This is a genomic window from Micromonospora craterilacus (assembly GCF_003236315.1).
GTDB lineage: Bacteria > Actinomycetota > Actinomycetes > Mycobacteriales > Micromonosporaceae > Micromonospora > Micromonospora craterilacus.
Genome location: NZ_POTY01000094.1, coordinates 1 through 23,991, shown reverse-complemented (window position 1 = coordinate 23,991; position 23,991 = coordinate 1). Strand labels below are relative to the sequence as shown.

The following is a 23,991-nucleotide window of genomic DNA, read 5'->3' as shown; positions in this document are numbered from 1 at the left end:
GGCTGGTCGGGGTGCCGCCGCCGCACGGCGCGCCGTTGAGCAGGCAGTCGGTGGGGGAGCCCGACCCGGTGGCGAGGAAGCCGAAGGAGACTGAGGCGCCGGGGGCGACGGTGCCGTTCCAGGAGCGGTTGGTGAAGGTGTGCCGCTGGCCGACGCTGCTGACGGTGGCGTCCCAGTAGGTGCCGAGGGTGGTTCCGGCGGGCAGGCTGAAGGCGACCTGCCAGGAGGTGATGGTGCTGGATCCGCCGTTGGTGATGGTGTATTTGCCCTCCCATCCGGTGCCCCAGTCGGCGGTCTTGACGAAGGTGGCGGTGGGGCCGGCGGCCAGCGCCGGGGTGGCCAGCACGAGCGTGGTGGCGGCGGCGGTGGCCAGGGCCGCGAGGGCGGCCAGCAGCAGATGTCGGGCGGGGCGACGCATCCGGACCTCCCGGGGGACGAGGACCATCGATCGACGGATGCACAATTATTAAGTTTGTTTACTGTGGATGTCCAGGGGTGTCCGGGTGGCAGTCCGCCGACTCGGCGACACCCTCCCTCGTGGACGGTTGCGGAAAGTGTCGTACCCGGTACCGAGGATGTATTCATGGCTGTCCCCGCCCTCACCCCGCGAAACACCCCACCGCGCTCGCTGCCGCTGCGCGAGGCACGCACCCGACTGAGTCAGCTCGTCGCGATGGCGGAGCTGACCGACACCGTCACCGTGGTCACCCGCGACGGCGACTCCCGGCCGGTCGCCGCGATCGTGCCGGTGGGCGTCGCCCGCACCGCCGCCCAGGCCCGTGCCGACGCCGACCGGCTCGCCGAGGTCACCGCCGGGTGGTCCCGGCGCCTCGAGGCCCAGCGCGAGCAGAGCGCCCGCCGCCACGCCGCCGAGCTGCGCGCGGTGACGGCGGCGCTCGCCGAGGTGTGGGCCGAGCTGGATCGCCGGTTCCCCCCGGGCACCGATCCCGTGCTGGCCCGGCTGCGCGCGGCCCACGCCGACCTGCTCGCCGGCTGACCCGACCGTCGACCTCCCTCGCGCCGGCAACCGGTGGACGTCGTCCAGCGGAAGCGTCGAGGTGCAGTCGACGGTGCGGGCCCTGCTCGCCGAGCGCGCGGCGGTCAGGCAGCCAGGTACGTGTCGAGGTCGTCGAGGATCTTGTTGGCGGCACCCACGCCGATACCGGTCATCCAGATCTCGTCCGAGACGACGTGCGCCTTGCCCGCCTTGACGGCCGACAGGCCCTTCCACAGCGTGCCGCCGGTGACCTTGGTCTGCTCAGCGGCGGCCTTCTGACCGTACGCGGTCACGAAGATGGTGTCACCGTCGACCTCGCTGATCCGTTCCGGGCTGACCCGGTCCATCCGCCGGTCCTCCTTGCCGGTGAGCAGCTGCCGCTCGGGCCGGCCCAGACCGGTGTCGCCGATCACGATGCCGGAGAACGAGTCCGGCCCGTACACCCGGATCTCGGTCGGCATGAACCGCACGATGGAGACGGTGCGGGCGGCGGCGTCACCCAGCTTGGCGCCGAACTCCCGGGCCCGCGCCTCGTACCCGGCGAGCAGCTCCTTGGCCTGCTGCTCCTTGCCGAGCGCCGCGCCGTCCAGGAGGAAGTTCTCCTTCCAGGTGATGCCGACCTTCTCCGTGAAGACCGTCGGCGCGATCGCGGACAGCTCGTCGTAGAACTTCTCCTGACGGAACTTGCTGCCGAGGATGAGGTCGGGCTTGAGTTCGTTGATCGCCTCCAGGTCGGGCTCGGTGAGCACGCCGACCTCCTTGATGCCGGCGAGCTTCTCCTCGCCGAAGTAGGTCGGCCAACTCCTCGCCTCGCCGGCGGTGGCGGCGCCGATCGGGGTGACACCGAGGGAGAGCGCGGTGTCGATCTTGTCGGTGTCGAGCACCACGACCCGCTTGGGCGCGACCGGCACCTTGGTGGTGCCCATCGCGTGGGTGATCTCCCGGGTCTCCCCGGCGACGGTGCCGGCGACCGGGTCGCTGGCCCCGCAGCCGGTGAGCACGACGCCGAGGGCGGCGGCCGCGGTGAGGGCGGCGACGAGACGACGCATCAGATTCCTTCCGAGGGGTAAACGCCGGCGAGGGTGTTCTCGCCGGCGAGTGGGACGGCACCGGGCGATCCGGTAGCCGGGGAGCCGGCAGCGGCGGCCAGCGTGGGACTGGTGAGCGCGGGCACCACCAGCGGCGCCCCGGTCACCGGGCAGGGCACGACCACGCAGTCGAGCCCGAACACCTCGCGGATCAGGTCCGCGGTGAGGATCGCCCGCGGCGGCCCGGCGGCCACCACGGCGCCGGCCCGCATCGCGATCAGGTGGTCGGCGTACCGGGCGGCCTGGTTGAGGTCGTGCAGCACGGCGACCACGGTGCGGCCCCGCTCGGCGCGCAGCCGGTGCAGCAGGTCCAACACCTCCACCTGGTGGGCCAGGTCGAGGAAGGTGGTCGGCTCGTCCAGCAGCAGCGCCTCGGTGTCCTGGGCGAGGGTCATCGCGATCCACACCCGTTGCCGCTGGCCGCCCGAGAGGGTGTCCACCGGCCGGTCCGCGAGGTCGGCGACGTCGGCCAGCCGCATCGCCCGGTCCACCGCCGCGCCGTCCTGCTCCGACCACTGCCGCCACCAGCGCTGGTACGGCTGCCGCCCACGGCCGACGAGATCGGCCACGGTGACGCCCTCGGGCACCAGCGGGCTCTGCGGCAGCACACCGAGCCGGCGGGCCACCTCCCGGGTGGGCAGCTCCCGGATGGCGGCGCCGTCCAGCAGCACGGTGCCGCGTCGCGGGGTGAGCAGCCGGGCCATGGTCCGCAGCAGGGTGGACTTGCCGCAGGCGTTCGGCCCGACGATCACGGTGAACGCGTCGGCGGGCAGGTCCAGGTCCAGCCCGTCCAGCACGGTCCGCTCCTGGTAGCCGGCGACCAAATCGCGGGTGGAGAGCATCACGCCTCCTTGTCGGGGTCGGCGGAAGGCTGCCCGGCGGAACGCCGGTTGCCGGTGCTGGTCACGACGGCCTCCGTCGACCGCGGAGCAGCAGGTAGAGCAGGTAGGGGCCGCCGATCGCGGCGGTCAGCACGCCGGCCGGCAGTTGGGTGGGCGCGAAGAGTCGCCGGCCGGCCAGGTCAGCCAGCACCAGCAGCAGGGCACCGAGCAGCGCGGCGCAGAGCAGCGGCGGCCGCTCGGCCCGGACCAGCCGCCGGGCCACCTGCGGTGCGACCAGGGCGACGAAGTCCACCGCGCCGACCTGGGCGGTGACCATCGCGGCGGCGATCACACCGGTGCCGGCCAGCCCGATCCGGCGGGCGACCGGGCGCAGCCCGATGCCGCGGGCGGTGTCGTCGTCGAGCGCGGTGCTGTTCAACGCCCAACCGGCCCAGGCCAGTACGGGCAGCAGGAGGAGCAGGGTGCCGGCGATCCAGGCGGTCTCGGTCCAGCCCCGGCCGGCGAGCGTGCCGATCAGCCAGATCTGCGCGCGGAGCCCGTCGATCGGGTCGGCGGTGAGCATGACCACCTCGATGAGTGCCCGCAGGGCGAAGGCGACCGCCACGCCGGCCAGCACGAACCGCTGGGCGGCGAGCCCGTGCCGAGCGCCGAGGGCGAAGACCACGGCGGCGGCGACCAGGCCGCCGGCCAGCGCCGCCGGCCCCACCACAACGGCGGCCGCGCCACTGGTCAGGGCCACGGTCGCGGCGAGCCCGGCACCCTGGGTGATGCCGATGACGTCCGGGCTGGCGAGGGGGTTGCGGGCCACGCTCTGGATCAGCGTGCCGGCCACCCCGAACGCCGCGCCAGCCACCGCGGCCAGCACCAGCCGGGGCAGCCGCAGATCCAGGACGACCAGGTCGTACGCGGTGCCGGTGCCGGCGAGCGCGCGCAGCACGTCGGCCGGGGCGACGTACGGGGTGCCGAGGGAGAGGCTGAGCACCATGGCCACCGCCAGCAGCCCGGTCAACGCGGCGGCGACCAGCACCGACCGGCGCCGGATCTGCACCCGTACCGGACCGACCCGCAGCAGCGCGCGGCCGGGCAGCCGGTCGGTGCCGTTCGGCGCGGCGGAACCACGGTCCGCGACCTGGGTGGCGGCGGTCATGCGGTCACCAGCCGGGCGCGCCGGACCAGCACGGCCAGCAGGGGCGCGCCGATCAGCGCGGTGACGATGCCGGCGGGTATCTCGCCGGGTGGGGCGACCAGCCGGCCGGCGACGTCGGCGGCGAGCAGCAACGCCGGTCCGAGCAGCGCGGAGACCGCGAGGGTCCAGCGGTGGTCGGCGCCGACCAGGGCCCGGGCCAGGTGCGGCACGGCCAGCCCGACGAACGCGATCGGCCCGGCCGCGGCGACGGCTGCGCCGGTCAGCAGTACGGCAGCGCCGCCACCGCCGAGGCGGACCAGGCCGATCCGGTGACCGAGGCCGCGGGCCACGTCGTCGCCGAGGGCGAGCGCGTCCAGGCCGCGGGCGACCAGGGCGGCCAGCAGCAGACCGGCGAGCACGAACGGCAGCACCTGCGCGGCGACCGACAGGTCCCGGCCGGTGAGCCCGCCGACCACCCAGAACCGGTACTCCTCGAAGGTGCGGGTGTTGATGCTGAGCAGCGCGTACACCACGGAGGCGAGGGTGGCGTCGATGGCCGCGCCGACCAGCGCGAGGGTGACCGGGCTGGCGCCCTCCCGGGCCCGGCTGGCGACGGTGAAGACCAGCAGCCCGGCGAGGAGCGCGCCGCCGATGCCGAACCACACGTACCCGGCCAGCGTGCCGACGCCGAACACGGAGATGGCCAGCACCACGCCACACGAGGCGCCGGCGCTGATGCCGAGGATCCGTGGTTCGGCGAGCGGGTTGCGGGTGAGGGCCTGGAAGAGCACCCCGGCCACCGCGAGCGCCAGGCCGACGGCGAGCCCGAGGGCGGTACGCGGCATCCGTAGCTCGCGGACGATCGTGCTCGCCTCGCCGCCGTCCGGCGCGACCAGGGCGTGCCACACCTGGTCCACGCCGAGCGGCCGGCTGCCGAGGGCGAAGCTGGCCAGCACGGCGAGGAGCAGCACCAGCGCGGCCGCGAGGGTGACCGCGAGGCGGCGACCCCGGGCGCCGGTGCGGTGGCCGGCGGTGATCGGCCGGCTGACGAGGGTGGACACGAATCTCCTACGCATTCCAGGTTAGGTTCGCCTTACCTTAGCTGCTGGGTTTGGCGGACCTGACCTGCGGGTCCGTCGATCGAACCTCGTTGACCTGGGCGGACAGCCGCCACGTACGCTTCGCGGGTGAGCGGGATCGACGCCAGGGTGCCGATGGACCTGGCGGCCTACGAGCGCCGCGCCCGCTCAAAGCGGTGCTTCGTCTGCGCCTTCCTGGCCGGCGAGCCCGGCTTCGAGCACGAGGTGCTGCACGACGACGGCGCGCATGTGGCGTTCCTCAGCCGCTATCCGACGATGCGCGGCTACACGCTGGTCGTCCCGCGACAGCACGTCGAAGACGTGGTACGTGACCTCACGCCGGAGGAGTACCTGAGCCTCCAGGCGGTGGTGCACCGGGTCGCCCGCGCCGTCGGCGACGTGACCGAGCCGGAACGCACCTACCTGCTGTCGCTGGGCAGCATGCAGGGCAACGCGCACGTCCACTGGCACATCGCGCCGCTGCCACCCGGCGTGCCGTACGACGAGCAGCAGTACCACGCCCTGATGGCCGAGCACGGCATCGTGCCGCAGACGCCGCAACAGATCGCGGAACTCGGCGCACGCATCCGGACGGCGCTGTCAACGTTGTAGGGCTCGGGAACTTCCTGTGATCGGCTAGCCCCACCGCATGCTTGACGAAACCGTCCCAGCCTCTGTCTGACAGTGGGCCTAGGAAGTGTGCCAATGGCCGGGGCCAGTGGGCGCATACCTCAACGCATCCAAGAGCCGTTGGTATTCGGCTGGTTCGCCGATCGCGGCCCGGTGCTGTGGGTGGTCGACGTAGTGGCGGATCGCGTCGGCGATGAACCAGGGGTGGACGCTGTCGATGCGCAGCCGCCGCCGGCCCAGCGGGAGGATGCTGCGGCGGCGTACCAGGTCCGGTTGTGCGTACGTCAGGGCCAGGGAGGAGGCCCGGGCTGCGGGCTGGTAAGGGCGGCCGGGTGCCAGTGCCTCCCACGGCACCATCAAGGAGCCGGTCAGGTCGCGCTGACAGACGCCGTCCGGTCGCAGCTCGACCGAAACACCGCGCCAGGCGCCAGCAACGTTTACACCGACACCGACCAGGAACAGGATCGGCAACACCATGGACGGGCCCTCGACGGCTTCGACCAGGCCGCGAGCCCCCAGCAGCAGCGAGGCCCAGAACATGAACCCCACGGCCAGGTAGACCTGGGACGTGCTCGGTTCAGTGGCGAACGCCCGGACCTCGGGCTTGACCAGTAGGCCCGCCGGCCGTGGTCGAAGCAGGGCCAGCAACATCGCCAGTATCCCGGCGAGGAAGGTCGCAGTGTCCAGGATCGAGCCCGGCAGATCGGACAGCCGACGACTCACGGCCAGGACCACGGCCAGGACAAGCGCAACGGCGAGGATCGGCCGCCGGTATCGGGCCGTCACAGCGGAGATCGCGGCCAACATGCCAGGAGCGTAGTCGATCTCATCCACACCCTTGGCCCTCAATTTCCGGATCTTCTCAAGCATCTGGTGGGACGCCTGTTAAGCATCTCCCGTGACACGACAGGCCGGACTACCGGCCGTGTCGGTTCTCAAGACGTCCGTGACATAGCAGTCTCGGGACGTGGGTGCACGTCCGGCTAGACGATCTTGTTGCCATGTGGCAGGCGCTCAGGGTCGCATGGTTGATTTCCCCTGGGAGGCTGTGGGCGTGGAACAGTCCGCGTGGTCCGAGATCTCGGCGTTGGTGGCAGCCGCTCCGTATCCGGTGGAGGCCCTGCCGGTCGATCCTGAGCGGGCGGCGGCCTGTCTGGCGGCCTTGGAAATCACGACTAGGTCGTGGCTCGGGGCGGTGGTCGCCAACAGTGGCGGTCTGGTGATCGATCACGGCTGGCTTCGGGTGCTCGGGGGCGGGCATGACGGGCTGCCGGATGTGGCAGCCGAAATGGCCCCCAGGGCTGGCCGTCTGGTCGTCGCGTTCGATGTGATGGGCGGGCAGTTCGCATGGTTGCAGGCGGAGTCGGGCGTGAGGCCGACGGTGCATTACTTCGGCCCGGAGGACCTGACTTGGCAGGATCTTGAGCTTGGGTATGGCGACTGGCTGGAGGCGATGCTCGCCGGTGCAGTGACTGGCTTTTATGAGGGCTTGCGCTGGCCGGGGTGGGAAGTTGAGGTTGCCAGCGCCGCTTTGGATCAGGGGATCAGCGCGTTGCCACCACCGTGGACCAGGGAGGGCAAGGACCTTTCGGCAGTGTCCCGCAAGCCAATCCGGCTTGCTGAACTCGTTTCGGTTCACCAGGATGCGGCGCGTCAGCTCGGCTGTCCTCCGCTGGTGCCCGGCTAGCGGCATCACCTACTCAGCCGGGGTTCAGGAGCCTGAGCCAAACGTTGAGCGCCACCATCGGTGGCCAATGACGATGTTTCCTGTCTCGAAGATGTCACGCTCGAACGCTTCTACGTCGACAGGGTGGTGGCGGCGGCTTCGACGGTGAGGGTTGTCCCGGCGTGCGCGATGCCGACGTGGATGACGTGGCGGGCCGGCGGCGGCCCGCTCCCCGGAGGGCGGGTCGACGGCGAACGGGATGGAACTCGGCGCGTGGCGGCGCGGCTCCTATCGGATTGAGCGTTGTTGGTCACATGGCCGCACGGTCCTTGGCATCCGGCCAAGGTGGCAGGTCGTTGAGGTCTTCGCCTTCTTCGGCCTTGACCCACCACCCAGTGTCGTTGACATAGTGCTCGAACCACGCTGCCAGGCTGGGGGAGTCAATCCACCAAGCTGTATCGGGATCTCCGGGATTGGGTTCGAAGAGAAGGACGCTTCCCTGATCGCTTCGGCAGTCGACGCACGCGTACATTCCGCAACCCCAGGTCAAGATCGGAAGAACGCCTTCCGGCCAAGCCCACTCGGTGCCGGCGTAGCTGGTTCGGGCTTCGATGTAACGGTCGACGGCCTGTTCGGATGTGGGGCCGTCCGTCAGGCTGAGTAGCTGGTAGTCGGGACCGAAGCCGCCGTTCGCGAAGTCTCTGTAGATTGCTGTCAGCAAGGGGTGTAGGTCGAATCCGAGTCGCACTTCAGCACAGTCGATCTTGTCCTGGGGAAGCGGAGCCGGCAGGCCGGCGGCAAGCGGCATCATCGGCTCATCCTCGCGAGCGCGCGCGGCGATGCGTGCCAGGAGGTCGGTGTAGTCCGTCACGAGAAGCGATCATGCCGTCAGGGGACTAGATCATACGGCGCCGTACCCGCCACACCACCACACCGATCAGGACCGCCGCGACGGCGACGAACAGGGCCGCCTCGATGAGCTGGAACGTCCAGAACCGGTCGGCCGGGTGGTAGACCTCGAACTGCTGGATGCCCCGCGCGTGCAGGAACTGGTTGAGGTTGGTGCCGGCCCGGTTGGCGGCGCCCTCCAGCTCGTAGTACTCGGTCCCGCTCAGCCTGCGCCCGGTGGCGTCTGCGTAGCCGTGTTCGATCATCCAGTCAGCGAAGCTGGGCGCGGGCCGGTGCCCGGCCTGGTCCTTCGAGCCGCCGACGGGGACCGGTTCCATGGTGGTGAGCGGGGTGGCGTACGCGGGACGGGCCAACAGCGCCACCGACATCCGGGCGGCGAGGAACGCCCCGAACGCGACGCCGAACGCGGGCAGGCTGCGCCGCAGGATCGCCCCGGCGGCGGTGGCGACGCCGAACGCGAACAGCGCGTACGCCACCGGAACAAGTCCCTCCACGTCGAAGGCGTCGTACTGGAACCGCCCTTCCCACGCGTCGAATGGCTGACGGAACCAGGTGAGCACCGCGGTGAACAGCGCGGTGAGCGTGACGGTGACGCCGGCCAGTGCCGCGAGCTTGGCCGCCAGCCAGCGCATCCGCGGCACGGCCTGCGTCCAGGCGAGCTGCCAGGTGCCGTCCTCCAGTTCGCGCGCGAGCAGCGGCGCACCGAGGAACGCACCGATGACGACGGGGACCAGATAGAAGCCCGCCAGGAGGTTCTCGATGTACCCGTACTCCTCGTCGAGCCGGCGGAAGGAGGCCGCGCAGTCCTCGTTGATACCGGCCTCTCCCGCACACCGGGCGGGACCGCCGGGGAACAGGTCGTGGGCCTGCGTCCCGAGCACGAGCAGGGCGATGCCGAACATGCCGACAAGCAGACCCAGGACGCAGACCTCGGTCCGGTGCTGGCGCCAGATCAACCACGTCATGCCGCCACCCCCGACGTGACCGCGGCGCTCGGCTCGGACGGCCGGCGCAGGTACGCCAGCACCAGGTCCTCCAGCGCGACCGGCTGTGCCTGCCACCCAGGCGCGGCGGGGATCGCGCCGTCGCGTACCAGCAGGGTCGTGTGCCGGTCGCTGTGGACGGCCTCCACGACGGTGCCGGCCCGGTCGAGGTCGGTGGCCGTGCGCGGGCCGACGAGCAGCCGGTGCTCGGCGAGGAGGGTGTCGATGTCGCCGGTGAGCGTGACCCGGCCGTGGTTGAGCACGACCAGGTGGTCGCAGACGCGTTCCAGCTCGTGCACGACGTGGGAGGAGAACAGGACGGTCACCCCGCCTTCGGCCACCGCGCCCATGAGGACCTGCAGGAACTCGTGGCGGGCCAGCGGGTCGAGGCTGGCCACCGGCTCGTCGAGGACGAGCAGGTCCGGCCGCTTCGCCAGGGCCAGAGCCAACGCGACCTGGGCCTGCTGACCGCCGGAGAGCGTACCGGCCCGGCGGTCGAGCGGGATGTCCAGCTTCGCCAGCCGGCGCTCGGCCAGCCCCTGGTCGAACCGCAGGTTGCAGGCCCGGCCGAAGCGGAGCATCTCGGCGACGGTGAAGCGCTTGTACAGCGGGTGGTCCTGGGCCAGGAACCCGACCCGGGACAGAGTTTGCGGGGTGCTGGCGGTGACGTCGTGGCCGAGGACCTCCACCGTGCCGGTGCTCGGTGCCAGCAACCCGACGACCAGGCGCAGCAGCGTGGTCTTGCCCGCGCCGTTCGGCCCGACCAGGGCGATCACGCCGCCCGCCGGCAGGGCCAGGGTGCAGTCGCGCAGCGCCCAGCCCCTCCGGTACCGCTTGCCCACACCGTCGGTGCGCAGCGCGAACTCGGTCGCTGTCACGCCACGTCCTCATTCCTCGTCTGCTGGTGGACGGAAGTAAAAAGCGCGTTGACCGCCTGGTCGTCGAGGCCGGCCGCGTAGGCGCGGCGCAGCCAGGTCGCCAGGCCGCGGCGCAGCGACGTGTACGTCGATGCCGACATCACGGCCGACTGCTGTTCATTGACGAACGTGCCCTGGCCGGGCCGGCCGGTGACCAGGTTCTCCTGCTCCATCTGCCGGTACGCCTTGGCGACGGTGTTCGGATTGATCGCCAGGTCCTCGACCACCTCGCGGATGAGCGGAAGGCGGTCACCGGGTTGGAGGAAGCCCAGCAGCACCGCCTGGCGGACCTGCTGGACGAGTTGAAGGTACGGCGGCACGCCGGAGTGGGTGTCGAGCCGGAAAACGAACACGGTAGCCCCTTACTGCTTTCCTAGGAACGTAGTAAAGCAGCAGGTTCGCGGTCAAGAGAGCCAACGCGCCCGCACGACCGCGGCACCAGATCCGGGCGCACGCCTGCCCCGACCGCGCGGGTACCCCGGTGACCAAGGACAGGCCGCCGGAGACCAGAACCTTTGTATCGCGGCGGGCGTGGACGCCCCTGAACTCACCGCCCTACAAAGAACGCGCCCGCCTGCGGGCCGCCGCCCGGGCGGGTGGCGCCGACCGGCTGCGCGGCCGCATCGTCGGTGACGGGCTGGTCTGCATCTTCAAGGCCGAAGAGGTCGAGGTCGTCGCCCTAGAGGGCTTGGACCTCGTGGTCGACCGGGGTGAGCTGATGGCCCTGGTCGGCGCCTCCGGATCGGGCAAGTCGACGCTGCTCACGATCCTGTCCGGGCTCGACGTGCCCACCGCGGGCACGCCGACTACGAACAGACCCTCACACCGACTACCTGCATCAGGTCGCGGCATAACCCGGTGCCCACATCCCGGGGGAAGCCCACGACCTTGCTCGGCGGTGTAAGACGGCATTGGATGACACACAACGCTTTCCCGTACCTGCGTTCACACCGAAGCGGTCGCGGTCAGAGACAATGCGTTGGTGAACTGGGAAGAGTTCCTCTGGCACGTGGATCACCGGCTTGGTATGTACGTCGGCCGGCCCAGGTACGAGCGAGCGTTCTCGGCGCTGACGGGATTTGACCTCGCACGTGGCCGGGGCGAGATGGCGGCGTTTCAGGAGTGGATGACTGCCCGCCACCGTGGTAGCAGCCTTACCTTCTGGTCTCTGGCTTTGGCGGAGACCTTCGGCGAGGGGGCCACCGAGGACCGCCTTGTCAGCGATGACGACCACAAGCAGGCCATTTCGAAACTCTGCCTTCTCCTCCGCGAGTTCTTCGGGCAGCAAGCGTCGACGGTCGAACAGCACTAAACGGCGGTGGATCTGATGCTGTCGACAGCAACGGTGACCGCAACCAGCAGCAGGTCGGCCACCATGTAAGGGCGGCTGGCCTGGTGGGCGACGGACGAGTCGACCTCTACACCGGATTCTGCAAGAGCCGTAGCGTGCGGGACATGCCTGAGGAAGAGGAAGTTGTTCTTCGCCTTGACCGACCGACAGCCACGACGCTCGCAGACCTGATCTACAACGTCGGCGAGCACCAGGCAGCCGGTATGCCTATCGCTCGGCTGTCGACAGACGACAGCGAACGGCTTGGGCGGGTGCTGTATGACCTCTGGCGAGCCTTGGGCATCCCGCTTCCGTACGGCGACGTTCGCGGGAGGGAACCTCGTCGTCGGATCTGATGTCGTTTCACGCCCGGGAGTAGCTGACAGCAGCGGTGACGGCCAGCCGCCGGCAGCCGGACGTACGCGCGCCCGACAGGTCGGCTTCTCCCGCGTGCCGCGCGCTATTCCGCCGAGGTGTTGTACCGATCGAGGGTCGTCTTGGACGTCGAGGCGTCGCGGAAGATGAGTTCCCATGGGCCGGTGTTCACGTCCATGTCCTTGCCGAACCCGACCCATTTCCCGGCCATCCGTCGACCCGTAGGCTCGGCCAGAAGTTGGATTGCGCCGTGATACCGGGCGCCTCGGTAGTAGCCGGCCGAGTCGGTCTGTTCCACCCAGGTGCCGGTGATGACGGCACCGTCCACGGTCAGATCCAGTGACAGGGACGATGCCGCCGAACCAGGCAGGCTGCGCGCGGTCAGCCGGTCGCCGTGCTGGAGCACGACCACGAAGTGCTGCCCGGCGAAGGAGTCTTCCCGACCGCTGGAGTGGTACTGGTAGCGGCTGAGCCATACGCCCTCGTAGGACTTGTGGACGGTGCCCGGCGTGGACGTTGGCGTCGGTGTGGCCAGGCTGGACATGGGAGATGTCAGGTCGTGGCCACCGTGCTGGTCATCGGCGATTTGCCCGTCGGGCACTGCGGCGAAGCCGAGCAGCGAGATGGGTAGGCCGGTGACGACCTCCAGCGCGCGGGCGTAGACGGGTCGCGGCGCGGTGATCGTGCCGGACTCCCATCGCTGGACGAGCCTCTTGTTGGCGTCGTTAGGTTCGCCGACGCGGTGGCCGGCGGCCTGGAGCGCGCGAGCGAAGTCGTCCTGGCTCATGCGCATTCCGGTGCGGACGGCGCGCAGGGCAGTGTTCGGGACGGTCATGACTGCCACCATAACGGCATGTCGCCTAAATGTCGCCAGTAATGTGGCTGGTTTGTCGCGTCTTCTGTCGTCGCAGGCGGTGACATCTCGGCGTCATTGTGGACGGTATGCGACGGCCGAGCTTGCCGCCGCGCTTTTGCTGACCGGAGGTGGGGATGCAGGGTGATGGCGACGACCCGGCGGTGAGCCGGGGCGAGCAGATCCAGGCGGCCGAGCGAGAGGCGGCGAAGCAGCGGCTTCTCGCCGAGGCTGAGGCGGATCGGATACCGGCGGAGGAGATCACGCGGGCGGTACCGGATCGGCGGTGGCTTCGTGGACAGCCTTGAGCTGTTGCCGGTCGGGCGGCGGGTCGCGTACTGGCGGGGTCGGCGGAAGCTGTCGCAGCAGGTGTTCGCCGACCGGCTCGGCAAGTCGAAGAGCTGGGTCGACAAGGTCGAACGCGGCGTCCGGTCGCTGGACAAGCTGTCCACGCTCCAGGAGATCGCCACCGTGCTACGCATCGACACCGCTGTCCTGCTCGGCCGCGACGCCGAGCCGGTCGAGGTGACGGATCGCGTCGAGGGCGTCGACCGGATCAGGGCGGCGTTGTCCCGGTACGAGATCCCGCTGGGCAGGCCGGCGGGTCGCCGGCCGGTGTTGCCCGTGGACCGGATGCTGCGGGAGGTGGGGCACGCGTGGGCGACGTTCCAGTACGCCCGCTACCCGCAGGTGATCGACCTGGCACCGGACCTGTTCACCAATGCACAGCACACCCACGCCGAAGCCCCGGTGACGGGTCGGGTGCCGCTGGTGGAGGCGTACAGGATCACCGCAGCCCTGCTGGTCAAGCTCGGCGACGCCGAGCTGGCGTGGCTGGCCACTGACCGGGCGATGCTCGCCGCCACCGGTGACCGGGACCTGGTGGCCGCCGCAGCCGTGCAGCTCGGCCAGGTCTTGCGCGCGTCGGGGCGGGCACGGGAGGCGAAGCCGGTGATGCTCGCCGCCGCGTACCGGATCGCTCCACCCGTGATCGAGTACGGCACACCGTCGGAGCTGTCCCTGTGCGGAACCCTGCTCGTCCAAGCTGCCCTGGCAGCGGCCCAGTACGGCAACGAGCCGGCCGCCACCGAGCTGATCGACGAAGCCGCCAGCATGGCTGAGCGGGTCGGCGACGGGCACGACTATCACCGCACAGTGTTCGGACCCACCGCCGTCGACCTGGCCCGCGTCGCCGTGGCCGTCGAATCCGGCGACGCCCGTGATGCGATCGCCTGGCACGAGAAGGCCACCAAGCGGCGCGGCTGGCGGTGGATACCCCCCGGACACCGCGCCGCGCACCTGCTCGATGCCGCACGCGCCTACCTACACGCCGACGATGCGACCAACGCCGCCAGGGTGCTGATCGAGGCCGAGCGCACCGCACCAGCCGAGATCCGGCACCGACCGGCCGCCCGGAATGTGCTCGCCGAGATTGCCCGTGACCCACGCGCCCCGACCACGATCACGCAACTTGCCGCCACCCTCGGGTTGGGCTGACCGGTGACCGCACCGATCCTGTCCCTGGCCCAGATTCGCAACCGACTGATCCTCGCTGCCCGAACGGTCCTCCGTCAGCACCGACCCCGACCCGACGGCCACTGCCGCGCCTGCCGCGCCCCGGGCTGCCCGGTGGCGACCGCCGCCCGCAACGTCCTTCACGCGGCCGGCGAAGTACAGCAACCTCGTCAAGCGGCAGACGGCCCTCAGGTCGTCCGCGCGTCGTGCAGCAGCCGGAGCTGGCCGATCTCGGCGACGTTCTTCATCAGTTCGGCGTTGACCCAGGCCAGCATGTGCCCGACGGTGTGCTGCGGGTCGTGCGGCCAGGGGAACGGTGCGACCTCGTCGAGGTCGGCGTCGGTGAGCCGATCCAGCACCGCCAGCCACTCCGCGCGCAGCTCGCGCAACCAGACGACGGTGGGCTCGCCGTCGCCGGGCCACTCGACCTCGGTCCGCTTTCGTGGCGTACGGCCCTGCAGGTGGTCGAGGGCCACCGTCCACCACCAGCCGATGTGCCAGGTGAGCCAGGCGATCGTGGGAACCGGGACCGGATCTGGCTCGGTGTCGGCCCAGTCCGGCACCGACCGGCCGGCGGCGTCCGGGCGGACCGTCCAGGACAGCGCCGCCGCCTCCCGGCGGAAGTGCGCTGGCTCCAGTCGGTCCAGGTGGTAGTCGAACAGCGACCAGGTCAGGTCGAACTGCCACCGCAGCAGGTCACGACGATCAGACGGCATCGGGCGATGGTCGCACCGGCCGGCGTACCGGTCGAACGGTTATCGGGGCCCGGCTCACGACCGGCCGGCTCGTCAGCCGGCCAGGTCTTCGCCCCGGGCCGGCGACCACGGCCAGGGCACGTCGCCCACGGCCGCCTCGACCAGCAGCGCCTCGACGCCGTGCAGGAACGGCTCGACCCGCTCCGCCGGGAAGTACCGGGTGTCGGCGGTGACGACCAGCTCGACCGCGCCGGGGGCGTCGCGCACCTGGAGGCGGCAGCGCCACGGGAACTGCTCCAGCTCCGTCAGCCAGCGGAAGGAGCTGCCGGCCGCCATCGCCCGAAGGGCGGCCCCGTCCGGGCCCGCCGGATCGGGGTCCGCGTCCGGCGACAGCCGGGCGTCGTTGAGGTAGCAGTACCCGGCCAGGAAGGTCTTGTGGTCGTGGCCCAGCTCGGTGAAGGTGCGTTCCCACCCGGCCGGGTCGTAGTAGGCGTGCCGGTAGGCGTTCAGCGCCGCCCGCCGGGCCCGGGACAGCAGCTCGGCGAAGCCGGGCCGGTCGGCCAGGTCGAGCCGGCACAGCCCGATCTGGTTGAGGGTGCCGACCGCGTCGTCGTGCCCGGGCTGGAAGCGGTTGTTCGCCATGACGACGACCCCGCAGGAGTCCTGCCCGCGGTCCGCGGTCAACCCGGCGGCGGTCGCCGCCAGCAGCACGTTGGAGGTGCTGACCCGGTGCCGGGCCGCGATCACCTGCGCCGCGTGGTGGACCGCCGCGGAGACCAGCGAGCCGCGCCGGTAACGGGCCGCCGGTGCGGGCCCGACCGGGTCGGACAGGCTCGGCGCGAGGCCGGACAGCTGCCGGACCCAGTACGCCACCGCCCGGTTCGAGCGTCGCAGTTCGACACTGCGCTCCCGTGCGGCGAGGTCCAGCGACTGGAGGCCGGGCGGGGTGTCCAGCGATCCGCGCAACAGCAGCGCCCGCAGGTCGCGCAGCACGATCTCGGTGGCGTGGAAGTCGACGGTGGCGTGGCTGAACACCACCACGACCTGCCGTACCCGGTCGTCCACGGTCACCAGCGCGACCCGCAGCGGCCACTCGGCGACGTGCTCGAAGCGCGACTCGCGCAGCCGCGCGGTCAGGGCCGCCGCGGCGCCCCGGCCGTCGGGGTCGTCGGCCGGCCGGGGCACCGCGTGGACGCCGACGGGTAGCTGCCCCGCCGCCGCCACCTCCTGGTGGAGTTCCTGGTCCCGGCGGCGGAACCGGGTACGCAGCGACGCGTGCCGGGCGACCAGCGCGCCGACCGCCCGCAGTGCCTGCGGTACGGCCACGTCGGCCCGCGCCGGGACGGCCAGGGTACGGGGGAGGCTCAGCACCCGGTACGCGGCCGGCGACTCGAACTCCTCGACGGTCCGCCACATCGCCCGCTGCCCCCAGGTCAGCGGGGCGCTCGCCGCCCGCCCGCCCTGGAACGGCGCGTACGCCACCTCGTCGCTGTCGGTCGTGACCGGCCCGGCGGTGGGTGTGGGTGTGGCACCGGCGGGCGACCAGGGCCACGGGACCTCGTCGAAGGCGGCCTTGACCAGCAACTCCTCCAGCCCGCGCAGGAAGGGCTCGACGGTGTCCATCGCGAGGTGGCGGGTGTCGGCGGTGAGCGTGATGCCGATCCCGGTCGGCTCGTCGACGACGTGGGTCAGCAGGTGCCAGGACGCCTGGTGCAGCCCGGCGGTCCAGGAGAAGGTGCTGCGGGTCATGGCCGCCCGAAGTTCGCTCCGGCTGACCTCGGGCACCGGGTCGATGCCGCCGACGGGCAGCCGGACGTCGTTGAAGTAGTGGTACGGCAGGAATGCCGAGTCGAACTCGATGCCCTGTTCCTCGAACGCTTGCCGCAGCGCGGGTGGGGCGTAGTACGCGTGCCGCAGGCCGTTCAGGGACGCCGCCCAGACGCGGGACAACAGCTCGGCGAAATCGGGACGTCCGGTCAGGTCCACGACGCAGAAGCCGATCTGGCCGAGGTTGGCGATCGCCTTCGCGTGTTCCGCGCGGAACCGGTTGTGCGCCATCGGGAACAGGCCGGACAGGGCGCCCTCCGAGCCGCCGGCGGCCAGCGCCTGAAAGCCGGCCAGCAGGACCGCGGAGACGCTGACCCGGTGCCGGGCGGCGATCAGCCGGGCGGCCGTGTCGACGGCAGAGGAGACCAGGACACCCCGGCGCAGCGGAGGATCCAGCCCCGGCCCGGCCGGGGTCAGCGGCGAGCGGGGGAGTCGCTGGAACTCCCGCAGCCAGTGCGCCACGGCCCGCTCCGAGCGGCGGCGGTCGGCCCCGTGTTGCAGCCGGGCCACGTCGGTCGACTGTAGGCCGGGCGGGGTGGCCAGGTCACCGCGCAGCAGGAGCAGCCGTAGGTCCCGCAGCACCACCTCGGCGGCGTACGCGTCCACCGTGGTGTGGCTGAACACCACCACCACCTGCCGTACCCGGTCGTCCACCGTGACCAGCGCGACCCGCAGCGGCCACTCGGCGGTGTGGTCGAACGCCACGTCGCCGAGCCGGCCGGCGGCCTCCCGGGCGGCCTGGGCGCCGTCGCCCGTGCCGACGCAGAGCAGCAGCGGCAGGGCCCCGGTCGCCGCCGTCTCCTGGTGCGGCTCGCCGTCCACCACCGAGAGGCGGGTGCGGAGCGAAGCGTGCCGGCTGACCAGCGCGCCCACCGCGCGGATCGCGCCGGGCAGGTCCGCCCCGGCCCGGGCGGACACCGGCACGGTACGGCGCAGGTTGAGGAACCGGTGGTTCGAGCCGAACCTGGTGATCGACCGCCAGAACACCTGTTGGGCCCAGGTCAGTGGCGCCGTGCCGGCTCCGGCGCCGGAGAACTCGGCGTGCACCAGATTCTCGGAAGCCCATTCGGCAGGGATCGCCACGTCTGTAAAGCGCATTCCCGACCGTACGCCGGTCCGTTCCGGCACCGGATCGATCGATCGAGTGTTACACAGTGGACCATTCAGCCGATCCAACGTGTTGGATGCGGCGTGCAGACTACTGGCTCCTGTCCGTCATTGGAGTGAGGCGTTGCGTGACCAACGTTGACGTGCCGGCGCGCAGCGTGACCAGCACGCCGAGTGGGATCCATCCCGCGGGAGATCCCCGACTGTCGTTCGGCCAGGAACGGATCTGGTTCACCGAGCAGCTCACCCCCGGCACCGCCGCGTACGTGGTCTACGCGACCGTACGGCTGCGCGGGCCGCTGGACGTCGACCTGCTGCGCGCCGCCGTCGACGCCACCGCCGACCGGCACGACAGCCTGCGCATGCGGTTCACCGAGAACACCGACGGCGAACCCGTCGTGCAGGTGCTGCCCGAGGTGCGGGTGCCGATCACGGTCACCGCCGCGCCGTCCGAGGCCGACGCCCGGGAACTGGTGGCCGCCTCCGTACGCACCCCGTTCGACCTCGACGCCGCGCCTCTGCTGCGGGTGCTCGTCGTCCGGCTCGGGGCCGAGGAGCACCTGGTGCACCTCGCGATGCACCACATCGTCAGCGACGGCTGGTCGCTGGACCTGCTGCTCGGCGAGATCGCCGCCAGCTACGGCGCGCTGCGGGACGAAGGCACCCCGCCCCCGGCACCGGCGACCAGCTACGTCGACTACGCCGCCTGGCAGCGGCAGCGACTCGACGGGCCGGCGACCGGGGACGGATTCGGCTACTGGACCGAGGCGTTGGCCGGCGTGCCCCCGCTGGAGCTGCCCACCGACCGGCCCCGCCCGGCCGTGCAGTCGTACGCCGGTGACACCCACCGCTTCGCCATCGACGCCGACCTCACCGACGGGCTGCGCCGGCTGAGCCGGGCCCATCGGGCCACCCTCTACATGACCCTGCTCACCGGGTTGCAGGCCGTGCTGTTCCGGTACAGCGGCCAGCGGGACTTCGCCATCGGCTCGCCGGTCGCCGGGCGGGTAGTGCCCGAGCTGGAGAACCTCGTCGGCCTGTTCGTCAACACCCTCGCCCTGCGCGCCGACCTGTCCCCGGTCCCCGCGAGCGCCGACGCCCCGGCCGCCGAGCCCAGCTTCGCGGCGCTGCTGCGGCGTACCCGCGGCACCGTGGTGCGCGCCCTGGCCCACCAGGAGATTCCGTTCGAACGCCTGGTCGCCGAGCTCAACGTGGCCCGCGATGTCAGTCGTGCCCCGGTGTTCCAGGTGCTGTTCACCCTGCAGAACTACGCCCAGGGTGGTGGCCGGTGGCCGGACGACCTGCGTGCCGAGGGCGTCGGCACCGACGCCGCCACCGCCCGGTTCGACCTGTCGTTGTACGTCGGCGAGACCGCCGACGGGCTGCGCGGCATGTTCGTCTACAACACCGACCTGTTCGACGCCGCCACCGTACGCCGGCTGGCCGCGAGCTTCGAGACGCTGCTGCGGGCCGCGGTCGACCGGCCGGACCTGCCCGTCGCCGACCTGGACCTGCTCGCCCCCGCCGAGCGGGACCGGGTGCTGGCGCTGGGCCGGCCCGACCACGACCTCCCCACCGGGGTCACCGGACCGGCGACCACCCTGGCCGACCTCGTCGGCCCGCACGTCGCCGCCACCCCCGACGCGCCGGCCGTGGTCTGCGGTCCGGACGCGATCACCTACCGGGAACTGGACCGGCGGGCCAACCTGCTCGCCCACTGGCTGCGTACCCGTGGCGTCGGCCCGGACCGGCTGGTCGGGGTCCTGCTGGAGCAGTCGGTCGAGCTGGCCGCGACGCTGCTCGGGGTGCTCCGGGCCGGTGGCGCGTACCTGCCGCTGGACCCGGAGCAGCCCGCCGCCCGGCTGGGCCTGATGCTCACCGACGCCCGCCCCACCATCGTGCTGACCAGCTCCGACCTGCGGGACCGGCTGCCCGCCGAGGCGACGGCGGCCTGCCTGGACGAGGTCGCCGCCGAGGTCGCCGCCCAGCCCGACACCCCACCGGCGACCGGAGCGACCGGCGACGACCTCGCGTACGTCATCTACACCTCCGGCTCCACCGGCACCCCGAAGGGGGTGGCCGTGGCGCACCGGCAGGTGCTGCGCTACCTCGACGGGGTGGCCGACCGGTTCGCGATCGTCCCGGCCGCCCGGTACGGGCTGCTCCAGTCGATGTCGTTCGACTTCAGCGTCACCGTCTTCTACCTGGCGCTGGCCACCGGCGGCGCAGTGCACCTGCTGCCGCGCCGGTGCACCGGCGCCGAACTCGCCGAGCGGCTGCGCGCCGGGCGCATCGACTATCTGAAGATCACCCCGTCGCATCTGATCGCGCTGACCGCCGACACCGAGCCGGGTGACCTGCTGCCCGCCCGCGCGCTGATCCTCGGCGGCGAGGCGTCCGATCTGGACCACGTCCGGCCGCTCGCGGCCGCCGGCCCGGCCCGGGTGTTCAACCACTACGGCCCCACCGAGGCCACCGTCGGCGTCGCCACGTACGAGGTGCCGGCCGACGGGCCGGGTACCGGCCCGGTGCCGATCGGCCGCCCCCTGCCGCACGCCCGGGTGTACGTGCTCGACGAGCGGATGCGCCCGGTGCCGGTCGGCGTGCCCGGCGAGCTGTGCCTCGGCGGCGACCGGCTCGCCCGCGGCTACCTGAACCGGCCCGACCTGACCGCCGAGCGGTTCGTGTCCGATCCGTACGGCCCACCCGAGGCCCGCCTCTACCGCACCGGCGACCTGGGCCGTTGGCGCGAGGACGGGCAGCTCCTCTTCCTCGGCCGCCGCGATCATCAGGTGAAGATCCGCGGCTACCGGGTCGAGTTGGGCGAGATCGAGGCCGCGCTGCGGGACTGCCCCGGGGTGCGGCAGGCGGCGGTGCTGCTGCGCGACGACCGGCTGGTGGCGTACCTGGAGCCGGCCCCCGACGTGACCGCCCCGGAGCCGGCGGAGCTGCGCCGCCGGCTGGCCGATCGGCTGCCCGAGCACATGGTGCCCAGCCGCTGGGTGCGCCTGGACCGGCTGCCGTTGCAGGAGCACGGCAAGGTGGACCGGCGGGCGCTGCCCGAGCCGACCGACGACGGGCCGACCGGCGAGCGGGTGACGCCGGTCGGGCCGGTGGAGACCCTGGTCGCCGGGATCTGGCAGGCCGTGCTCGGGTTGGCCGAGGTCGGCGCCACCGACGACTTCTTCGAGCTGGGCGGGCACTCCCTGCTGGCCACCCAGGTGGTGGCCCGACTGCGCCGGGAACTTCCCGCCGTGGTCGGTGCCGCGCCGGCGGTCAGCGTGATGGACCTGTTCCGGCACCGCACCGTACGCGAGTTGGCCGGTCTCGTCGCCGGGGCCGACACCGGCACCGGCGGGCTGTTGCACGAACTCACCCCGCCGGGGCCCGCCGCCGACCGGCTCGCCACCCTGGTCTGCGTCCCGTACGGCGGTGGCAGCGCGGTGGTGTACCAACCGCTGGCCGACGCCCTGCCCTCCGGGTACCGGCTGCTGTCGGTGGCCGTACCCGGGCACGACATCGGCCTCGCGGACGACCCCGCGCCGATCGAGGAGGTGGCCGCCGACGTCGTCGCGGAGATCCAGGACCGGGTGACCGGGCCGCTGATCCTGTACGGACACTGCGGCCCCGGCGGGGCCCTCGCCGTCGAGGTGGCCCGCCGGCTGGAGGCCGCCGGCCGGGACCTGGTCGCGGTGTACCTCGGCGCGGTCTTCCCGTTCGGCCGGCCCGCCGGCGGCCTGCTCGGGCCGCTGCTGCGGCTGCGGCTGGCCGAACGGCTGCGCAGCGATCGGATCTACCGCACCTGGCTACAGGCGCAGGGCACCTCCATCGGTTCGCTCGCCCCCGACGAGGTCCGGTTCCTGATCCGGGCGATGCGGCACGACGCCGAGGTCTCGGAGGAGTACTTCACCGAACTGATGCGGCAGCGGGTCAGCCCGCTGCGGGCGCCGATCATCTCGGTGGTCGGCGAGCGTGACCGCGGCACCGACTTCCACGAAGAGCGGTACCGGGAATGGCACTTCCTCAGTGACCGCACCGCGCTCGCGGTGATCGACGAGGGCGGGCACTACTTCCTCAAGTACCGGGCCGGTGAGCTGGCCGAGATCGTCACCGGCGTACACCGGCAACTCGACGCGCCGCCCGCCTCCGCCGCGCCGCCGGTCGCTTCGGCCGACCCGGACGCTGCGCCGCCCGCCTGGCAGCTCGCCGACGTCTCGCACCGGGGAACCGACGGACCGTCGGCCGCCAAGACGGCGGTAGGTGCCGCGCCGCCGCCGAGCCTGCGTCGCTTCGGCCTGGTCGCGGCCGGCCAGATCGTCTCCGGCATGGGCAGCGCGCTGACCGCCTTCGCCATCCCACTGTGGATCTACATGCAGACCGGGTCGCTCGCCCGGTTCGCGCTCTTCGCCGTGCTCGCCCTGATGCCCGGCCTGCTCGTCTCGCCGCTGGCCGGGGCGCTGGTCGACCGGTTCAGCCGGCGGCGTGTCCTGCTGACCGCCAGCGCTGCCGCCGGGGTGGCCAACGCGGTGATGGCCGGGCTGGTGCTGGCCGACCTGGCCGAGGTGTGGCACTTCTACCCGTTCACCGGCTGGCTGTCGGTGGCGCTGGCCTTCCAGCGTCTCGCGTTCGTCTCGGCGGTGCCGCAGCTGGTGCCCAAACGCTTCCTCGGTCACGCCAACGGCCTCGCCCAGACCGCCGTCGGCCTCACCCAGTTCACCGTGCCGCTGGTCGCCGTGGCGCTGTTGCAGGCCGTCGGGCTGCGCGGCATCCTGCTCATCGTCGTGGCGTCGTACCTGTTCGCGATCGCGGTGCTGGCGGCCGTACGGTTCCCGCGCACGCTGGCCCTGCAACGCCGCGAGGGCATCGGCGCGGAGATCATCGCCGGTCTGCGTTACTCGCTGCGCCGCCGGGAGTTCCGCGCCATGCTGGCGTTCTTCGCGGCGTTGAACTTCTTCCTGTTCCCGGTGCTGTTCCTGCTCTCCCCGCTGGTGCTCGGCTTCGCCGACCTGAACGAGGTGGCACAGGTCGCGCTGACCGGTGGGGTCGGGGCGGCCACCGGCGGCCTGGTGATGCTGGTCTGGGGCGGCCCGCGTCGACGCCGGATGCGGGCGGTGCTGCTGGGCACCCTCGGCATCGCGGTGGCCGCCGTGCTGACCGGGCTGCGACCGAACCTGCTGCTCATCGGCGCGGGCGCGTTCGGCATGTACCTGGCCCTCGGCATCGTCAACGGCGTCTACAACACGATCATCCAGACCAAGGTGCCGCCCCGCGTCCACGGCCGGGTCTTCGCGCTCAACCAGATGGTCGCGCAGTCCACCCTGCCGTTGGGCTGGGGCGTCGTCGCCCCGTTCGCCGCCCGGCTGGCCGAGCCGATGCTGCTCGCCGACGGCGCGCTGGCCAGCACGGTCGGCGCGGTGATCGGCGTCGGTCCGGGGCGGGGCCACGGGCTGCTCTACGTGCTGTTCGGCGTGTGCATCGCGCTCACCGCGCTGGTGTCGCTGGCCACCCCCGTACTGGCCCGGTTCGACGACGAGGTGCCCGACGCGCCACCCGACGACCTGGTCGGCATCGAGGAACGCCAGGCCAGGGCCGCCGGCACCGGGGAAGGCCGAACCGTCGCCGGCGGCGAGGAAGGCCGGGCGCTGGCGGGCGCGACCGGGAGGGTGAGCTGAGGTGACCGCAGCGATCACCGGTGGGGCAGCACGGCCGCCCCGGACCGTGCCCGAGCTGCTCGACTGGCGTACCGCCCTGCACCCGGGCCGGGTGGCCATCGAGGTGCACGGCGTGGCGGCGCTGACCTTCGCCGAATGGTCCGCCGGCGCGATCGCCGTCGCCGCCGCGCTGCGTCGCCGGGGCCTGCGCCACGGCGACCGTGTCGGCCTGCTGTTCGGCGCCCGGGACTGGACCCGGTTCGCGGTGGCGTACTGCGGGGTGTTGCGGGCCGGCGGCGTCGCCGTGCCGCTGTCCGACCGGCTCGCCGCCGGGCAACTCGAGTACGCGCTGACCCACTGCGCGGCCACCGCAGTCGTGTACGGCGACGACACCCCCGCCC

At 72.0% G+C, this 23,991-nt stretch carries 21 protein-coding genes and 1 pseudogene; 9 read left to right on the top strand and 13 right to left on the bottom strand.

The annotated features are described in order from the left end of the window. Positions 1 to 397, bottom strand: a 397-nt coding sequence (locus C1I95_RS16390; RefSeq protein WP_438941319.1) for a cellulose binding domain-containing protein, incomplete at its 3' end; no start/stop codon positions are given. A 186-nt stretch (positions 398 to 583) separates the two neighbouring features. Between C1I95_RS16390 and C1I95_RS16385 the strand changes: the two genes are divergently transcribed. Then, entirely contained in the window at positions 584 to 997 is a 414-nt protein-coding gene (locus tag C1I95_RS16385) for a type II toxin-antitoxin system Phd/YefM family antitoxin (RefSeq protein ID WP_111214706.1), read from the top strand. A 104-nt stretch (positions 998 to 1,101) separates the two neighbouring features. Here the strand turns inward: C1I95_RS16385 and C1I95_RS16380 are convergent, their stop codons facing one another. The 4 genes from C1I95_RS16380 to C1I95_RS16365 all read right to left on the bottom strand — a co-directional run bounded on the left by C1I95_RS16380 (position 1,102) and on the right by C1I95_RS16365 (position 5,114). Beyond that, complete coding sequence (locus C1I95_RS16380; RefSeq protein WP_111214705.1) at positions 1,102 to 2,046, bottom strand: ABC transporter substrate-binding protein; 945 nt, start codon at positions 2,044 to 2,046, stop codon at positions 1,102 to 1,104. Beyond that, complete coding sequence (locus C1I95_RS16375) at positions 2,046 to 2,927, bottom strand: ABC transporter ATP-binding protein (protein ID WP_233513703.1); 882 nt, start codon at positions 2,925 to 2,927, stop codon at positions 2,046 to 2,048. Before C1I95_RS16375 ends, C1I95_RS16380 begins: the two co-directional genes overlap by 1 nt. A 61-nt stretch (positions 2,928 to 2,988) precedes the next feature. Then, a complete protein-coding gene (locus C1I95_RS16370) occupies positions 2,989 to 4,074 on the bottom strand; it encodes a FecCD family ABC transporter permease (protein WP_233513702.1) in 1,086 nt (361 codons plus the stop codon). After that, positions 4,071 to 5,114, bottom strand: a complete 1,044-nt coding sequence (locus C1I95_RS16365) for a FecCD family ABC transporter permease (protein WP_233513701.1) — start codon at positions 5,112 to 5,114, stop codon at positions 4,071 to 4,073. Before C1I95_RS16365 ends, C1I95_RS16370 begins: the two co-directional genes overlap by 4 nt. Before the next feature lie 126 nt (positions 5,115 to 5,240). On the opposite strand from C1I95_RS16365, the gene C1I95_RS16360 reads away from it, so the two are divergent. Continuing rightward, complete coding sequence (locus tag C1I95_RS16360) at positions 5,241 to 5,744, top strand: HIT family protein (protein ID WP_199523778.1); 504 nt, start codon at positions 5,241 to 5,243, stop codon at positions 5,742 to 5,744. Between the two features lie 78 nt (positions 5,745 to 5,822). Here C1I95_RS16360 and C1I95_RS16355 read toward each other — a convergent pair whose 3' ends face one another. After that, complete coding sequence (locus tag C1I95_RS16355; protein ID WP_146605738.1) at positions 5,823 to 6,632, bottom strand: hypothetical protein; 810 nt, start codon at positions 6,630 to 6,632, stop codon at positions 5,823 to 5,825. Positions 6,633 to 6,816: 184 nt separating this feature from the next. Between C1I95_RS16355 and C1I95_RS16350 the strand changes: the two genes are divergently transcribed. Then, positions 6,817 to 7,449 carry a DUF2625 family protein gene (locus tag C1I95_RS16350; protein WP_233513700.1) on the top strand — a complete coding sequence of 211 codons (633 nt, stop codon included), beginning with the start codon at positions 6,817 to 6,819 and terminating at the stop codon, positions 7,447 to 7,449. A gap of 289 nt (positions 7,450 to 7,738) precedes the next feature. Here C1I95_RS16350 and C1I95_RS16345 read toward each other — a convergent pair whose 3' ends face one another. Genes C1I95_RS16345 through C1I95_RS16330 form a run of 4 tightly spaced genes read right to left on the bottom strand, consistent with a single transcriptional unit; the run spans position 7,739 to position 10,590 of the window. After that, positions 7,739 to 8,299, bottom strand: coding sequence for an SMI1/KNR4 family protein (locus C1I95_RS16345; RefSeq protein WP_111214701.1), 561 nt, complete (start codon positions 8,297 to 8,299; stop codon positions 7,739 to 7,741). Between the two features lie 25 nt (positions 8,300 to 8,324). After that, the gene (locus C1I95_RS16340; RefSeq protein WP_111214700.1) at positions 8,325 to 9,302 is read right to left on the bottom strand and encodes an ABC-2 membrane transporter-related protein; all 978 of its coding nucleotides are present in this window, start codon (positions 9,300 to 9,302) and stop codon (positions 8,325 to 8,327) included. Further along, positions 9,299 to 10,198, bottom strand: a complete 900-nt coding sequence (locus C1I95_RS16335) for an ABC transporter ATP-binding protein (RefSeq protein WP_111214699.1) — start codon at positions 10,196 to 10,198, stop codon at positions 9,299 to 9,301. The genes C1I95_RS16340 and C1I95_RS16335 overlap by 4 nt, the downstream gene beginning before the upstream one ends. Beyond that, entirely contained in the window at positions 10,195 to 10,590 is a 396-nt protein-coding gene (locus C1I95_RS16330) for a GntR family transcriptional regulator (protein ID WP_111214698.1), read from the bottom strand. Before C1I95_RS16330 ends, C1I95_RS16335 begins: the two co-directional genes overlap by 4 nt. A 178-nt stretch (positions 10,591 to 10,768) precedes the next feature. On the opposite strand from C1I95_RS16330, the pseudogene C1I95_RS16325 reads away from it, so the two are divergent. The 3 genes and pseudogenes from C1I95_RS16325 to C1I95_RS16315 all read left to right on the top strand — a co-directional run. Then, positions 10,769 to 11,036: pseudogene (locus tag C1I95_RS16325) on the top strand (ATP-binding cassette domain-containing protein); the annotation flags it as partial. A 183-nt stretch (positions 11,037 to 11,219) separates the two neighbouring features. Beyond that, a complete protein-coding gene (locus tag C1I95_RS16320) occupies positions 11,220 to 11,549 on the top strand; it encodes a hypothetical protein (RefSeq protein ID WP_111214697.1) in 330 nt (109 codons plus the stop codon). A gap of 143 nt (positions 11,550 to 11,692) precedes the next feature. Next, a complete protein-coding gene (locus C1I95_RS16315) occupies positions 11,693 to 11,923 on the top strand; it encodes a hypothetical protein (protein WP_233513699.1) in 231 nt (76 codons plus the stop codon). A gap of 104 nt (positions 11,924 to 12,027) precedes the next feature. Here C1I95_RS16315 and C1I95_RS16310 read toward each other — a convergent pair whose 3' ends face one another. Beyond that, positions 12,028 to 12,789, bottom strand: a complete 762-nt coding sequence (locus tag C1I95_RS16310; protein ID WP_111214695.1) for a helix-turn-helix domain-containing protein — start codon at positions 12,787 to 12,789, stop codon at positions 12,028 to 12,030. Between the two features lie 300 nt (positions 12,790 to 13,089). Here C1I95_RS16310 and C1I95_RS16305 point away from each other — a divergent pair, with 300 nt between their 5' ends. After that, positions 13,090 to 14,292: a helix-turn-helix domain-containing protein gene (locus C1I95_RS16305; RefSeq protein ID WP_233513698.1), complete on the top strand. Its 1,203-nt coding sequence runs from the start codon at positions 13,090 to 13,092 to the stop codon at positions 14,290 to 14,292. A 206-nt stretch (positions 14,293 to 14,498) separates the two neighbouring features. On the opposite strand, the gene C1I95_RS16300 is transcribed toward C1I95_RS16305, so the two are convergent. Both C1I95_RS16300 and C1I95_RS16295 read right to left on the bottom strand, forming a co-directional pair. Then, positions 14,499 to 15,026, bottom strand: coding sequence for a DinB family protein (locus C1I95_RS16300; protein WP_111214694.1), 528 nt, complete (start codon positions 15,024 to 15,026; stop codon positions 14,499 to 14,501). 72 nt (positions 15,027 to 15,098) lie between these two features. After that, a complete protein-coding gene (locus C1I95_RS16295; RefSeq protein WP_158566409.1) occupies positions 15,099 to 17,915 on the bottom strand; it encodes a condensation domain-containing protein in 2,817 nt (938 codons plus the stop codon). A 152-nt stretch (positions 17,916 to 18,067) separates the two neighbouring features. On the opposite strand from C1I95_RS16295, the gene C1I95_RS16290 reads away from it, so the two are divergent. Further along, positions 18,068 to 23,611 carry a non-ribosomal peptide synthetase/MFS transporter gene (locus C1I95_RS16290; protein ID WP_111214692.1) on the top strand — a complete coding sequence of 1,848 codons (5,544 nt, stop codon included), beginning with the start codon at positions 18,068 to 18,070 and terminating at the stop codon, positions 23,609 to 23,611. Position 23,612: 1 nt separating this feature from the next. Continuing rightward, positions 23,613 to 23,991, top strand: a 379-nt coding sequence (locus tag C1I95_RS16285; RefSeq protein WP_233513697.1) for an AMP-binding protein, incomplete at its 3' end; no start/stop codon positions are given.

What these genes read in the sequence shown, in the direction of transcription:
- C1I95_RS16385 (WP_111214706.1), top strand. Translation starts at nt 584, where the DNA reads ATGGCTGTCCCCGCCCTCACCCCGCGAAACACCCCACCGCGCTCGCTG.
- C1I95_RS16310 (WP_111214695.1), bottom strand. Translation starts at nt 12,789, where the DNA reads ATGGTGGCAGTCATGACCGTCCCGAACACTGCCCTGCGCGCCGTCCGC.
- C1I95_RS16380 (WP_111214705.1), bottom strand. Translation starts at nt 2,046, where the DNA reads ATGCGTCGTCTCGTCGCCGCCCTCACCGCGGCCGCCGCCCTCGGCGTC.
- C1I95_RS16300 (WP_111214694.1), bottom strand. Translation starts at nt 15,026, where the DNA reads ATGCCGTCTGATCGTCGTGACCTGCTGCGGTGGCAGTTCGACCTGACC.
- C1I95_RS16370 (WP_233513702.1), bottom strand. Translation starts at nt 4,074, where the DNA reads ATGACCGCCGCCACCCAGGTCGCGGACCGTGGTTCCGCCGCGCCGAAC.
- C1I95_RS16355 (WP_146605738.1), bottom strand. Translation starts at nt 6,632, where the DNA reads ATGCTTGAGAAGATCCGGAAATTGAGGGCCAAGGGTGTGGATGAGATC.
- C1I95_RS16340 (WP_111214700.1), bottom strand. Translation starts at nt 9,302, where the DNA reads ATGACGTGGTTGATCTGGCGCCAGCACCGGACCGAGGTCTGCGTCCTG.
- C1I95_RS16315 (WP_233513699.1), top strand. Translation starts at nt 11,693, where the DNA reads ATGCCTGAGGAAGAGGAAGTTGTTCTTCGCCTTGACCGACCGACAGCC.
- C1I95_RS16375 (WP_233513703.1), bottom strand. Translation starts at nt 2,927, where the DNA reads ATGCTCTCCACCCGCGATTTGGTCGCCGGCTACCAGGAGCGGACCGTG.